We start from the raw sequence: 13,991 nt of genomic DNA on the forward strand, positions 1-13,991 counted from the left end.
ATTCGTTCCATGCGTAGCCATGCCCAGGCCGTCGTGATCGGCGGCGGTTTGATCGGTTGCTCGATCCTCTATCACCTCGCCAAGCTCGGCTGGACCGATGTCGTCCTGCTGGAGCGGGACGAACTCACCTCGGGATCGACCTGGCATGCAGCCGCCAATATCCATGGCCTGCACGATTCCACCAATATCAGCCGCCTGCAGCACTACACCATGGCGCTCTACAAGGAGCTGGAGGCCGAGACCGGGCAGGGCTGCGGCATCTTCCAGCCCGGCTCCCTCTATCTGGCCCAGACCGGCGAGCGCGAGCACCAGTTGCGGCTGCAGGAAGCCAAGGCGCGACGCTACGGCATGAACTTCTATGAGGTCTCGCGCAAAGAGGCCGAAAAACTGCACCCGCTCGTGGATTTCTCGGGCATACGCTGCATCATGTTCGAGCCTGAAGGCGGCAATGTCGATCCTTCGGGCGTGACGGCAGCCTATGCCGCCGGGGCGCGTCAGCGCGGCGCCGAGATCCATCGCTTCACGCCGGTCACGGGCACCGAGGCACAGCCCGACGGAAGCTGGATCGTGCGCACCCCGAAAGGCGATATCCGCACCCGATGGATCGTCAACGCCGCCGGCCTATGGGCCCGCGAGGTGGCGGCCATGGCCGGGCTGACACTACCGCTGATGCCGACCGAGCATCAATATTTCGTCACGCAAACCATCCCCGAGATCGCCGCGCTCGATCGGCGCCTGCCCTCGGTCGCCGACCGCGATGGCGAATACTACCTGCGCCAGGAAGGCCTCGGCCTGCTGGTCGGCGCCTATGAGCGCGACATGCGGTTCTGGGCCGAGGACGGCACGCCTGCAAATTTCGGCCATGAGCTCTTTCCCGACGACCTCGCCCGCATCGAGGACAATATGATGCGGGCGATCGAACGGGTGCCGGTGCTCGGCTCCGCCGGCATCCGGCGGGTGATCAACGGCCCGATGATCTGGTCGCCCGACAGCGCCGTGCTGTTCGGCCCGGTGCCGGAAATGAAGAATTATTTCTGCTGCAACGGCATCATTCCCGGGTTCTCCCAGTCGGGCGGCATGGGCAAGCTCGCCGCGGAGTGGATGATCGAGGGCGAACCCTCGCTCGACATGTTCGCCTGGGACCTCGCGCGTTTCGGCGCCTGGGCCGACAAGGCGTTCACCAAGGCCCGGGTGCGCGATCAATATGGCCATCGCTTCAAGATCCACTTCCCCAATGAGGAGCGCAGCGCCGGCCGGCCCGTACGCACGCGTCCCGCCTATGCGATGCAGCAGGACATGGGCGCCGTCTTCGGCCTGAATTTCGGCTGGGAGCATCCGCTGTGGTTCGCCGCCGAGGGCGAGCCTGGGGAGGAGACGGCCGGCTTCGCCCGCCAGAACTGGTGGGAGCCGGTGGGACGGGAAGCCCGCATGCTGCGCGAGCATGCCGGCATCATCGACATCTCCAATTTCGCCAAATATGAGGTTACGGGACCAGGCGCCCAGGCCTGGCTCGACGCCCTGTTCGCCAATCGCATGCCGGACCGGACCGGCCAGATCCGCCTCACCCCCCTGATCGGCCGGCGAGGCGGCGTTGCCGGCGACTTCACGGTCGCCAAGCTCGCCGATGACAACTACATGGTCTTCGGTTCCGGCATGGCGGAGCGCTATCACCAGCGCTTCTTCAATGCGGTGCCGCTGCCGGAGGGAACCCTGTTTCGCTCGGTGACGCAGGCGATGTGCGGCTTCAGCGTTGCCGGCCCGAAGGCGCGAATACTCCTGCAAAGCCTGACCTCCGAAGACCTTTCCAATAGCGCGTTCCCCTTCATGCAAGCACGCCATCTCAATCTGGCCAGCATCGAGGTGGTGGCCCTGCGGGTTTCCTTCACGGGCGATCTCGGCTGGGAGCTTCACTGCCAGGCCGCTGACCAGGAGCGGCTCTATCGCGCATTGCTCACGGCCGGAAAACAGATCGGAGCCGGCCCCGTCGGTGCGAGGGCGATGACGTCGCTGCGTATCGAGAAGGGCTATGGCAGCTGGGGGCGCGAATATTCGCCCGAATATTGGCCCCAGGAATCCGGCCTGGCCCGCCTCGTCAAGCTGGACAAGGGCGCCTTCCTCAATCGCGACGCCTATGCGGCCGTGGCCGGCAATCCGGCACGCGACCGGCTGGTCACGCTGGCGATCGAGGCCGAGGATGCCGATGCCACCGGCGGCGAACCGATCTTCCTGCCCGATGGCACTCCGCTCGGGCAGGTTACCTCAGGCAGCTACGGCTACTGGGTCGGCCAGTCACTGGCCCTCGCTTATGTCAAGGCCGATCTGGCCAGGCCCGGCGATATCGTGTCGGTGGCCATATTGGGCATCCCGCGCGAGGCACGTATTCTCGCCGAGCCCGCCTTCGACCCGGGCGGCGAGCGCCTGAGAAGCTGAAGCCTCGCCGACCCGCCTATTGCTTGCCGGGCAGGAGGGCGACGGCCGCTTCCGCCGTCAGCAGGCGGAAGGTCAGGCTTTCCTGGAAGTAGAGCTGGACCGATGTCGCCGAATGGCTGGCATAGCCGATGGAGATGTCCTGTCCCACGGACAATTCGAAATCCCCGCCCCGCGTCGTCAGCACCAGCCCGCCCTCGATGGCAGGGGCCCAGATGATCGGCCCGTCCACCAGGCGTTCCATATGCTGGAAGACCGGATAGCCGTCGTCGCTGCCGCCGGCTGCGGCCGTATAGGCATCGGCTCCCAGCACCAGCGCATAGGGTCCTTCCACCCCCGCCAGCCGCAACTGGCTCACCGCCTGGGCGACCACGTCCGGATAGGACTTCACCTGGACCGGAAGTGCCAGTGCCGGATTGCTGAGACCCTGGCGGATGCCCTCGATGCCAGCCGCGGCAAAGCCGTCGAAGACCGCGCGATCCTCGGCGAAGGCGAGCTTGCGCGCCGCTTCCTTCACCGGCGACCAGTCCGAGTCGACTGCCCCCCGCTCCACATCGTCGATCGCCGCGCGGGCGAGCTCGAAGGGGACGCGCAGTTCGACGAAGGCCTTCACCTCCCGCTGCACCGCCTCGACGCCCTCGCCGGGGCCCGCAAGCGGGCGGATATGACCGGTTCCCACCGCCGACGCCGCCAGGCCCTGCGGCCCCTGCAGATCGACAACGCGCCGGGCGGCCAGATGCCGCTTGAGGGTGCGCGCCGCCTCTTCCTCGATCTCGGCCCAGGCGCCGTCGGAGATCGGTGCCAGCTCCCGATGGAGATTATTCATGGTCTGCCTTCCTCTTGAGCGATCCAATACCGAGCGAACCATCGCCGCCGGGCTGCCGCGAACCGGAGCCTTGCGCCGCCCCGGCTCCGGGCGGAGCCGGTGTGAGGGCATCGGGCGCCACATCGTCCAGGAACGTCGCCGAGGGCACGAAGAACAGAGAGCCGGTCACCGCCCGGCTGAAATCCAGCAAGCGATCATAATTGCCCGGCGGCCGGCCGACGAACATGTTCTCGAGCATCTGCTCGATCCTGCGGGGCGAGCGGGCATAGCCGATGAAATAGGTGCCGAACTCACCCTTGCCGGCATCGCCGAACGGCATGTTGTCGCGCAGGATTTCCAAGGTCTCGCCGTTCTCCTCGATCGAGGTCAGAACGTTATGGGCATAGGGCGCCTTGAGCGCATCGTCCTGCTCGATGTCGGACAGCTTGGAGCGCCCTATGATTTTCTCCTGCGCCTCGACAGGCAGCCGGTTCCAGCCCGTCAGGTCATGCAGGTATTTCTGCACGATCACATAGCTCCCGCCGGCGAAGGCGCCATCCTCCTCGCCGATGATGGTCGCCTCCAGCGCCGCCTCGTCGACCGGGTTCTCGGTACCGTCGACGAAACCGATCAAGTCGCGGTCGTCGAAATATTTGAAGCCGTGCACCTCGTCGGCACTGGCGACGGCGTCCCCGATCCGCGCCATGATCTGCGTCGCCAGTTCGAAGCAAAGGTCCATGCGCTGGGCGCGAATGTGAAACAGGATGTCCCCCGGCGTCGAGACCGCGTGATGCCGCCCCTTTATCTCGCGGAAGGCATGCAGCTCCTTGGGCCGGGGTGTTCCGAAGAGCCGGTCCCACATCTGCGAGCCAAACCCCATCACGCAGGACAGCCGCCCCTCGAGATCCCGGAATCCCACCGCCCGCAGCAGTCCCGACAGATCCGCGCACAACGCCCGGATCGCCCCCTCGTGCTCCGGACCGGACTTGACGGTCACAACCAGGAAAATGGCACTGCGCGTAAGGGGAGTAACGACCGGCTGCGAAACGGTAGAGGGCAAACTCGACTCCATGCTTCTATTCATCCGCAGCCATCGCGTGAGCGGGCGATCAGAGACTCACGCCGACAACTCACCATATCCCGAGCCTTGCGCACAAGCCTCTCGACTCCTGGCGCTCATCGCGATGGGCCCGAGGTCGGTACCCCCGCAAGCCCCAGCAGCCCGGCGAGGGGCGACGGTTCCCTGGAGGCGGGCTCGTAGACGCAGGAAGCCGCCAGAATCGCCAGGCCCAGTATGCAAATCGTGATCCGTTTCATTGGAAACCTCACCGGGCGCGGCAATGCCGCGCCCTACGGGTTGCAGATGGAAAAGGCGGGCGAGACGAAGAGCTCCTCCCTCAGGCGAGGGAAAGCTCGACATTGATATTGCCGCGCGTCGCCTTCGAATAGGGGCAGGTCTGGTGGGCTTCCTCGACGATCGCCTGTGCGAGCTCGCGATCGAGGCCGGGCAGGCTGACCTTCAGGCGCGCCTGCAGGAAATAGGCGCCATCGGTGGTGCCGAGATCGACCTCCGTGTCCACGGCCGTGTCGGTCGGCAGCTTCAGCTTGCGCTTGCCGGCTGCGAGGCCCATGGCGCCGATGAAGCAGGCCGACCAGCCTGCCGCGAACAGCTGCTCGGGATTGGTGCCAGGCTGGCTGCTGCCGGGCGGCGACAGCTTGATGTCGAGCCGGGCATCGTCGCTGCGCGCAGCCCCATCCCGGCCACCGGTGGTGTGGGTCCGGCCTGTATAGAGAACCTTGTCGATCTTGGTCATGATACGCTCCTGTTCGTCTGGAGGCTGTCATGATCCATAACAGCCTCTGGGGTTGGCGATACCGCCATCTGCGGCATCGGAAAGACCGGAGTGTCTTGAAGGGAGCGTTTGTCCGCCATGTTTCCGAAAACCCCGGAAGTGTAACAAAGCGTAGCTTCCGGCGAGATCGACATGTTGGCATACCACGACGGCGGAAAATCGCGGCTGGCTCGGAGCGCCACGGGCCGACCCCGCCAACAAAAGGCGCAGCATTACGGTGAGGAGAAACACGTTCTCCCGATCGATACACCGCGAATGTCTTCAGAAAAACCTCGGGCCTTCACCGAATGGCGACTTCCGCCACCAGTCCCCCGCCGTCGCGGTTGTAGAGCCGGACCGTGCCACCGATGGTCCCTGCCAGTTGCTGGGCAATGGCAAGGCCGAGGCCCGTGCCGCCGGTCTCGCGATTGCGGGATTGCTCCAGGCGGAAGAAGGGCTGCATGGCCGCCTTCAGCATGTCTTCGGGTATGCCGGGGCCGCGATCCATCACCGCGATGACGGTCCGGCCATCGGCTTTGCGCTCCACGCCCACCTCGGCGGCACCGGCGAATTTCAGCGCATTGTCGATGAAGTTCGAGAGAATGCGCCGCAGCGCATGCGGCTTGGTCGAGGCGACGCCGTCGACATAACCGATGACGCTCACCGCCTTGCCGGTATCCTGATAGTCATAGGCGATGCTGTCGATGAAGGAGGCGAGGTCGATGCGGGCCGCCTTCTCGCCACTGCTGTGGGAGCTGCGGGCATAGGCGATGCCGTCCTGGACCAGGCGCTCGATCTCGCGCAGGTCTCGTACCAGCTTGTCCTTCTCCGGCGATTCATCGGCCATGTCGGCCCTGAGCCGCATGCGGGTGATCGGCGTTTGCAGGTCGTGCGAGATCGCGGCGAGAATCTGGACGCGTTCCTCCAGATAATGGGCGATGCGCTCGCGCATCCCGTTGAAGGCGCGGGCCGCATGGGCAACCTCGCTCGGGCCTTCCTCGCTGAGTGGTGCGCTCTTGCCGTTGGGATCGAGGGCCTCGGCGGCGGCGGCGAGAGCCCCGAGGGGCCGGATTGCCTGCCTGACGGCGAGCCAGGTACAGAGCAGCAGCAACGCCATCTGCAGGGCGAGGACGTAAGGCAGCCAGTCCGCGATCGGCATGACCCCGCGCGGCGTGATCTCGATGGTCAGCGGGCTGCCGTCGCTCAGGGTGAGATGGGCCTGCAGGCGCCCGCCCTCCCCCGGTATGGCTTCGATGCGCAGGGGGAAACGGGACCCTGCCGCGCTCTCCAGCTTGGCGGCGATCTCCTGGCCATGCCGGGAGGTGTTGGGCACACCGGCAAGGCCCGGCCCCAGAATGATGTTGTAATTGCCGCGGCTCAGCCAATCGGCCAGTTTCGGCCTCTCGCTCGCCGGCGTCCGGTCGAGAACCGCGATCGAGGTTGCCACATCGTCTTTCAACGTGCGCAGCATCATCTCCTTCGCCGATAAGTAGCGTTCGGCAGAAAGGACCGCGAAGGACAGGCCATTGGCGATCGCCAGCCCGGCGAGCAGGATCAGGAACAGCCGGGCGCGAAGGGTCGTCGGCCACAAGGCACGAAAGGCGCCGGCGATCACGTCCGGGGCTCCGAGATCTCGACGGGAACGGCGAGAACATAGCCTTCGCTGCGCACGGTCTTGATGTAGGTCGGCTCGCGGGCGTCGTCGCCGAGTCGCTGGCGCAGGCGGCTGACCAGAAGATCGATCGAGCGGTCGAACAGGTCCGCATCCCGTCCCTGGGTGAGGTTCAGGAGCTGGTCGCGGTTGAGCACGCGCTGGGGGTGATCGATGAAAACGCGCAGCAGCCGGTATTCGGCCCCGCTCAGTGCCACCTCCGTGCCCTGCCCGTCGAGGAGATGGCGGCCCACCGTGTCGAGCCGCCATTCACCGAAGGTCAGCAGCTGGCCGGCCTCGCTGATCTGCAGATTGGGCGGCAGCATCCGGGTTCGCCGCAGGACGGCGTTGATGCGCGCCAGCAACTCGCGGGCGGCAAAGGGCTTCGGCAGATAGTCGTCTGCGCCCATTTCCAGCCCGATGATCCGGTCCATCTCGTCGCTGCGGGCCGTCAGCATGAGGATCGGCGTCGCCTTGTGTTTTCCGGCCCGCAATTCGCGGCAGAGCACGAGGCCGTCCTGGCCCGGCATCATCACGTCGAGTACGATCAGGTCGACGGTATTGGCCTCGAGGAAGCTGCGCATCTGGCGTCCATCGGCAGCGACCGAGGCGCGAAGACCGTTTTTCTTCAGATAGCTCGACACCAGGTCGCGAATTTCGCTGTCGTCATCGACGATCAGTATGTGGTCGACATGTTCCATGCCCGAACTTCCTGCTTCCGCCGGTCAACTGATACCTGCACTCGAATGTGCCGATGCATTCGAGTCTGGCTATTACATTGCAATGCCGTGCCTTGCGAGCAATGCGCGTTTTGGTGAAGGCTCGTATTGCTCCAGCCCACCGGTTTCTGGCGAGGCAGTCGAATCGCAAGAAGGGTTTCGCCTGCTGAAAGCCCCACCCGATGCGCAGAAGCAGGGCCCACGGCACCGGACGGAACTAGACCAGCGCGATGTATCCTGGATATGTCCCACGCCGGCGCCTCCTGCATATGGATGTAGGATCCGGCGGGCACGGATACGTTGCGATACAATCGGAGCCCTTTTGGCGGCGCCTGACTTTTGAGCCCTCGCGTCGCCGCCGGGCCGGCGCCTACACTGCGGTACAAACGCCCACGGCTCCGGACACATTCACGATACTCGCGCACGCCACATCAGCCTCCTTGCTCGGCGGGCCTCCTCGCCCCCCGACCGCTCCCTCCGTTGCACAGGAGACAATGATGCTTCTTCTAGCCATTGCCTATTTCGGCGGCGTGCTGACCATTCTCAGCCCCTGCATCCTGCCCATTCTCCCTTTCGTCTTCGTCGGAACAGGGCTGCCTTTCCTGCGCGGCACGCTGCCCATGCTCTTCGGCATGGCCTTTACCTTCGCGCTGGTAGCGACCCTGGCCGCCGTCGGCGGGAGCTGGGCCATCCAGGCCAATGAGTTCGGGCGCCTGGCTGCGCTCGCGCTTCTGGCCATATTCGGCCTGAGCCTGATCTCGCCGCGCCTCGCCGGTGCTGTCACCCGGCCGATTGCCGACCTCGGCAACCGGCTGCACGGCACCTCGGCCGCCTCGGGAGCCCGGACGGCCGGCAGTTCGTTCATCCTCGGCGTGGCAACGGGCCTGCTCTGGGCGCCCTGCGCCGGGCCGATTCTCGGCCTGGTCCTGACCGGCGCGGCTCTTCAGGGTGCCAATATCGAGACGACGCTGCTGCTGCTCGCCTATGCCGGCGGCGCCGCCACCTCGCTGGCCGGCGCCCTCCTGGTGGGCGGCAGGCTCCTTGCAGGCATGAAACGTTCGCTCGGCGTCAGCGAGCGTATCCGCCAGGGTCTCGGCGTAGCCGTGCTCGCCGGTGTCGGCACCGTTGCTTTCGGCCTGGACACCGGCCTGCTGGCGCGGCTCTCCTATGCCAGCACGGCGAGCATCGAGCAGGCCATTCTCGACAGGCTGCATGTGGACCCGCAAACGGCCATGGCGTCTGGTCTCGCCAGCGGCGGCATGCTGATCGCGAGCGCCAAGGCACAGACGCCCTTCCGCAGCAATCTCCCCGTCGAGGGCCAGGCTCCCTCGCTCGACGGCGCCGTCGCCTGGCTGAATTCGCCCCCGCTCACCACGGAGCAACTGCGCGGCAAGGTGGTGCTCGTCGATTTCTGGACTTATTCCTGCATCAACTGCATCCGCACCACCCCCTATATCCGCGCTTGGGCGGACAGATACAGGGATCAGGGGCTGGTCGTGATCGGTGTGCACGCACCCGAATTCGCCTTCGAAAAGAAGCTCGACAATGTCAGGCAGGCGGTCAAGGATTTCGGCATCGTGTATCCGGTAGCCGTCGATAACGATTATCGCATCTGGCGCGCCTTCCAGAACAGCTATTGGCCAGCCTTCTACCTGATCGATGCCCGCGGCCAGATCCGCTACCACAATTTCGGCGAGGGCAATTACCGCCAGACCGAACAGGCGATCCAGGATCTGCTGCGGGAAGCCGGCAGTAGCGGGCCGGCGAAAGAGGCGGCCGCCCCGGCGGCGAAGGGGGCGGAAGCCAGTCCCGACCTCGCCAATCTCGGTTCGCAGGAGACTTATCTGGGCTATGGCCGGGCCGACAATTTCGCCTCGGCGGAGCGCGTGTCGCCTGACGCGGCCCGAGACTATTCGGTGACGGATCCCGGGCTCAATCAATGGGGCCTTCAGGGCACCTGGACCGTCGGCGCAGAACGGGCGGTGCTCGACAAGCCGGGAGGCGGCATCGTCTACCGCTTCAGCGCCCGTGACCTGCATCTGGTGCTGGGCCCCGGTGCTGCCGGCAAGCCCGTGCGCTTCCAGGTCACCGTCGACGGCAAGGCGCCCGGCCCCGACCACGGGGCCGATATCGATGCCCAGGGAAACGGCCTGGTCACCGAAACGCGGCTCTACCAGCTCGTGCGGCAGTCCGGAGGAGTGGAGACCCGGACTTTCGAGGTCCGCTTTCTCGACCCGGGTGTCGAGGCCTATGCCTTCACCTTCGGATGACCGCCTTCCGCTTCAGTCGCCATCCGCCGTCCGGACGCGCTGTTCCACGTCCCGATACGGGGTGACGCCGACGCGACGGCAAAAGCGGGGCTTCCCTTCAAAATTTTTCTTGAACATCCGTTCCCGAATGTTTAAAGGATCGACATGGCAAGATTGCGGGAATTCGATACCGACGCCGCGCTGGACGCAGCGATCGGCGTGTTCAGGGAACATGGGTTCGAAGGCAGTTCGGCCCAGATGCTCGTGGATGCCATGGGTATCGGCCGGCAAAGCCTCTATGCTGCCTTCGGCGACAAGTGGCAGCTCTATTGTTCGGCCGTGCGCCGCTATGGGTTGGGAGAATGCTCTGCCCATTTCGATGCCCTGCGCAGTGGCGCGCGCGGCATGGATGGCATCAAGGCGATGCTGCGCCGGGTGGTCAATACGGCCGATCAGGCCTGTCTCGGCACCGGTTCGGTCTGCGAGTTCGGTGCGTCCCGCGCCGATCTCGCCGAGATCAATGCATCGCTGGCCCGTAGCCTGAGCGGCGCCATTGCCGGCCGGGTGCGGGACGCCCAGCGCGAGGGCGACGTCGCCGCCGACCTCGATCCGGAAAGGACGGCCGAATTTCTGATCGCCAGCATCTCCGGCATACGCATTGCCGGGCGCAGTGGCGCCGACCGTCGGATTCTGGCCAGCCTGGCCGAAATGGCCTTGAGGGCCTTGCATTAGATTTTTTTGCTGAATTCAGGAACGATCATTCAACATTGGAGACAGGTAATGAAAGCCATCGTCATGAACGGAATCGGCGGAAGCGACAGGCTGTGCCATGTCGAGCGCGCTGAGCCGGTGCCCGGTCCCGGTGAAGTCCTGGTCGAGGTCGCCTTTGCCGGCGTCAATTTCATGGATATCGGCGTCAGGCAGGGCATGGCTTGGACCGAGATGCCTAATCCGAAGATTCTCGGTGTGGAAGGGGCAGGCCGCGTCCTCGCACGAGGTGACGGCGTCGAGGAGTTCAAGCCCGGTCAGCGCGTCGCCTGGGTCTACGCCCCAGGCAGCTATGCGGAACGGATCGCCATCCCCTCCCGTGCGCTGGTGCCTGTGCCCGACGCCATCGATGACCGGACGGCCGCCTCGATCATGATGCAGGGTCTTACGGCCAGTCACTTCGCCACCGACTTCTATCCGGTTCAGCCCGGCGACATCGCCTTCGTCCACGCGGCGGCCGGGGGCGTGGGGTTGCTGCTGACCCAGATCGTCAAGCTGCGGGGCGGCCAGGTCATCGGGCGGGTTTCGACGCCGGACAAGGTGGCCATGGCGAAGGCGGCCGGCGCCGACCATGTCATCGTCGATGCCGAAGGGCGGTTTGCCGAGGACGTCCTGCGCCTGACCAGGGGGGAAGGCGTCTCTGTCGTCTATGACGGCTCCGGCCCTGCCACCTTCCAAGGTTCGCTCGACATCTTGCGCCGGTCCGGCACGTTCTGCTGGTATGGCCCGGTTCTGGGCGGCCCGGGCCCACTCGACATCATGAACCTGCCGAGGAGCATCAAGATCGGCTACGCAGTCTTTTTCGATCATATCCATACGCCCGAACTGCTGCGCATGCGCTCGGCCCGACTGTTCGACTGGCTGGCCGAGGGCAAGCTCGCGATTCGGATCGGCGGCGAATATCGATTGGCGGACGCAGCCAAAGCCCATGCGGACATGGAAAGCCGCAGGACCACCGGCAAGCTGCTGCTCGTCCCCTGACACCGGGGGCCTGCCGTCCGAGGCTCCCCGGGCCTGATGCAGCAGCACCGGCCCGGCGGCTATCCGCAACTTGGTCTTTCCTTGCCGGGCCGCGCCATGCTTTGCTGAGACGAAGCCGAAAAGGAGACTGGCATGGGCGCAGACGGCATTTCCGCATTCGCAACAGCGGCCGAACTCGGCCGCCTGCTGGCAGAAGGGCGCACCACCTCCGAAGCCATCGTGGGCCGCGCCCTGGCGCGCATCGCCGCCCATGACGGCGCACTCCATGCCTTTGTCGGCGTCTTTGCGGAGGAGGCGCTCCAGGCCGCTGCCGCGTCCGATCAGCGCCGCCGTCGCAGCGAGACGCGGGGTTTTCTCGATGGCGTGCCCTATGCCGCCAAGGACTTGTTCCATGTCAGGGGCCGGCCGACAAGGGCCGGCTCCAGGGCTCTCGGCGCCGAGCCCCAGCCTGTGACGGCCAACGCCGTGACGCGCCTCTCGGAGGCCGGCATGGTGCTCGTGGGCAAGGTGCAGACCGTCGAATTCGCCTTCGGCGGCTGGGGTACCAACCATGTCACCGGCACGCCGCTCAATCCACGCGATCCGGACGTGCCCCGGGCACCCGGCGGCTCTTCCAGCGGCTCGGGCGTGGCGGTCGCTGCCGGCCTGGTTCCGGCGGCGCTCGGTACCGACACCGGCGGCTCCATCCGCAATCCCGCCGCCATGTGCGGCATCGTCGGCCTGAAGACCACCGTCGGCCGGATCGGGCGCGGGGGCCTCATGACGCTCGCCCCTTCGTTCGACAGCGTCGGTCCCCTCACCCGCTCGGTCGAGGACGCCGCTTTGCTGTTTGCCGCCATGGCCGGGCGGGACCCGCTCGATCCGGCGACATTCGGCGTGCCGCCGGTCGCCTTGTCGAGCGCACCGGAGCAGGACCTTGCCGGGCTTCGCCTGCGCATCCCCGCCGCGGCAGACCTTGCCGCCGTCGAGCCCCCGGTGCTCGAGCGGTTCCGGGCGGCACTCGCCGATCTCGCGGCACTCGGCGCCGATATTCGTGAAAAGGCGATGCCCCGGCCCCCGGAAGCCTATATGGCGCTGACCGGCGAGCTGATGTCAGCCGAATCCTGGCACCAGCTCGGCCGTTATGCCGGGCCGGACGACAGTCCGGTGCATCCGGACGTACGGTCGCGCATCCTCAAGGGCAAGGAGATCGACGGCGCCCGCTACCAGGACCTGCTGGAGCAGCGGCGCGCCGCACAGATCGAGTTCGCCGCTTATCTGGAGGGCGCGGACGCGCTGCTTACACCCACAGCCCCGATCCTGCCGCCACCGCTGGCCGAGATCGACGAGACGAAGACGCCGCTCGGCACCTTCACGCGCTTCGTCAACCTGATCGATATGGCCGCACTCAGCATCCCGACCGGCTTGGCCGGGAGCCGCCTGCCGACCGCCCTGCAGATAGCAGTGCCGCGTTTCGAGGAAGCGCTGGCCCTGCGCATCGGCCGGGCGCTGGAAATCAGCCGCGGCGGACTGTTCGAGCCGCCGCCCGCCTATCAAGCGCCCTGAGCCATGCCGTCGCGCGAAAGATCGACCGATCACCACGCGAGGCCGGGTGTTCGGACCTTCCCCTTTCAAGGCGTTCGACACCATTGAGCTTTTGTGCCTGTCGTTGAAGTAATTCCAATAGGTTTCGGGCAGAGAGCAAACACCTTGAAAGAGGTGGTCTTCAGACCTGCTCTCCAAAACTGTCACTCCGGGCGATGATCTTCCTTGAGGCAGGCCTTTCATGACCCGGTCTTATTCCCCGCTCGCATAGAGCCAGCGTGCCACCAGCGCATCGGTATCCGTGCCGAAATCGTCGCGCTCGCCTTCGGAAAAGACGGTGCCGTTCTTCACCACATAGACGTAATCGGTGATGGCGAGCGCGGCGCGAATGTCCTGGTCGACCAGCAGCACCGCCTTGGACAGGTCGCGCGCCAGGCCCTGGACGATGTCGTAGATGGTCTCGCTGGTCTGCGGGTCGACGCCGGCCGTGGGTTCGTCGATCAGGTAGACGGAGGGGTCGGCCAGCAGGCTGCGGGCGATCTCGACCTGCCTCTGCTGGCCGCCGGAAAGCTGGCCGGCCGGCTGGCTGCGTTTCTCCCGGATGACGGGAAAGCGCTGATAGGCGCTATCGAGACGCTCGGCCAAGACCTGCTTCCTCGGCCTCGCATGCCACAGGCCCAGCTTGAGATTGGCCTCCACCGACAGGTGGGGAAACAGGCTCGGCCGCTGCGGCAGATAGGCGACGCCAAGGCCGAGCATCCGGAAGGGCGGGCTGCCGGTGATGTCCCTGGTGCCCAGCAGCACGCGGCCGGCGCTGGGGCGCAGGAAGCCGAACAGGGATTTCAACAGGGTCGACTTGCCGGTGCCGTTCGGTCCGACCACGCAGGATATGCGGCCGGGCCAGGCCTTCACCGACAGACCGCGCAGAATGTCGATGTCGCCGGTATAGCCGGCGACGAGATCCTCGCAGGCCAGCAAGCCGGGCATATCGCTCCAGCGTGGCTCGACAGGCACGGAGGCAGTGGCCGAATTCAT

At 65.9% G+C, this 13,991-nt stretch carries 11 protein-coding genes; 5 read left to right on the forward strand and 6 right to left on the reverse strand.

The features are described 5' to 3' along the window. The first annotated feature begins 9 nt into the window (after positions 1-9). A complete protein-coding gene (locus C5L14_RS02895; protein ID WP_105860491.1) occupies positions 10-2,430 on the forward strand; it encodes a GcvT family protein in 2,421 nt (806 codons plus the stop codon). Between the two features lie 16 nt (positions 2,431-2,446). On the opposite strand, the gene C5L14_RS02900 is transcribed toward C5L14_RS02895, so the two are convergent. The 5 genes from C5L14_RS02900 to C5L14_RS02920 all read right to left on the reverse strand — a co-directional run bounded on the left by C5L14_RS02900 (position 2,447) and on the right by C5L14_RS02920 (position 7,416). Then, on the reverse strand, positions 2,447-3,253 hold the full coding sequence (locus C5L14_RS02900; RefSeq protein WP_105860492.1) for a family 1 encapsulin nanocompartment shell protein: 807 nt from the start codon (positions 3,251-3,253) through the stop codon (positions 2,447-2,449). Further along, a complete protein-coding gene (locus tag C5L14_RS02905; RefSeq protein ID WP_181160991.1) occupies positions 3,246-4,304 on the reverse strand; it encodes a Dyp-type peroxidase in 1,059 nt (352 codons plus the stop codon). Before C5L14_RS02905 ends, C5L14_RS02900 begins: the two co-directional genes overlap by 8 nt. A gap of 325 nt (positions 4,305-4,629) precedes the next feature. Next, entirely contained in the window at positions 4,630-5,046 is a 417-nt protein-coding gene (locus C5L14_RS02910; protein WP_105860493.1) for an organic hydroperoxide resistance protein, read from the reverse strand. Positions 5,047-5,365: 319 nt separating this feature from the next. Then, the gene (locus C5L14_RS02915) at positions 5,366-6,679 is read right to left on the reverse strand and encodes a sensor histidine kinase (protein WP_105860494.1); all 1,314 of its coding nucleotides are present in this window, start codon (positions 6,677-6,679) and stop codon (positions 5,366-5,368) included. Further along, on the reverse strand, positions 6,676-7,416 hold the full coding sequence (locus tag C5L14_RS02920; protein WP_105860495.1) for a response regulator: 741 nt from the start codon (positions 7,414-7,416) through the stop codon (positions 6,676-6,678). The genes C5L14_RS02915 and C5L14_RS02920 overlap by 4 nt, the downstream gene beginning before the upstream one ends. Positions 7,417-7,931: 515 nt before the next feature. On the opposite strand from C5L14_RS02920, the gene C5L14_RS02925 reads away from it, so the two are divergent. The 4 genes from C5L14_RS02925 to C5L14_RS02940 all read left to right on the forward strand — a co-directional run bounded on the left by C5L14_RS02925 (position 7,932) and on the right by C5L14_RS02940 (position 12,977). After that, positions 7,932-9,704: a cytochrome c biogenesis protein DipZ gene (locus C5L14_RS02925; RefSeq protein WP_181161009.1), complete on the forward strand. Its 1,773-nt coding sequence runs from the start codon at positions 7,932-7,934 to the stop codon at positions 9,702-9,704. A gap of 144 nt (positions 9,705-9,848) precedes the next feature. Then, the gene (locus C5L14_RS02930) at positions 9,849-10,415 is read left to right on the forward strand and encodes a TetR/AcrR family transcriptional regulator (protein ID WP_105860497.1); all 567 of its coding nucleotides are present in this window, start codon (positions 9,849-9,851) and stop codon (positions 10,413-10,415) included. A gap of 48 nt (positions 10,416-10,463) precedes the next feature. Further along, positions 10,464-11,432 (forward strand): quinone oxidoreductase family protein, encoded by a 969-nt coding sequence (locus tag C5L14_RS02935; RefSeq protein ID WP_105860498.1) that lies wholly within the window; start codon positions 10,464-10,466, stop codon positions 11,430-11,432. A gap of 132 nt (positions 11,433-11,564) precedes the next feature. Beyond that, the gene (locus tag C5L14_RS02940; protein ID WP_105860499.1) at positions 11,565-12,977 is read left to right on the forward strand and encodes an amidase; all 1,413 of its coding nucleotides are present in this window, start codon (positions 11,565-11,567) and stop codon (positions 12,975-12,977) included. Positions 12,978-13,208: 231 nt separating this feature from the next. Here the strand turns inward: C5L14_RS02940 and C5L14_RS02945 are convergent, their stop codons facing one another. Next, positions 13,209-13,991: an ABC transporter ATP-binding protein gene (locus C5L14_RS02945; protein ID WP_181160992.1), complete on the reverse strand. Its 783-nt coding sequence runs from the start codon at positions 13,989-13,991 to the stop codon at positions 13,209-13,211.

The sequence above is a fragment of the Labrys okinawensis genome (genome assembly GCF_002982075.1).
Classification (GTDB): Bacteria; Pseudomonadota; Alphaproteobacteria; order Rhizobiales; family Labraceae; genus Labrys; species Labrys okinawensis_A.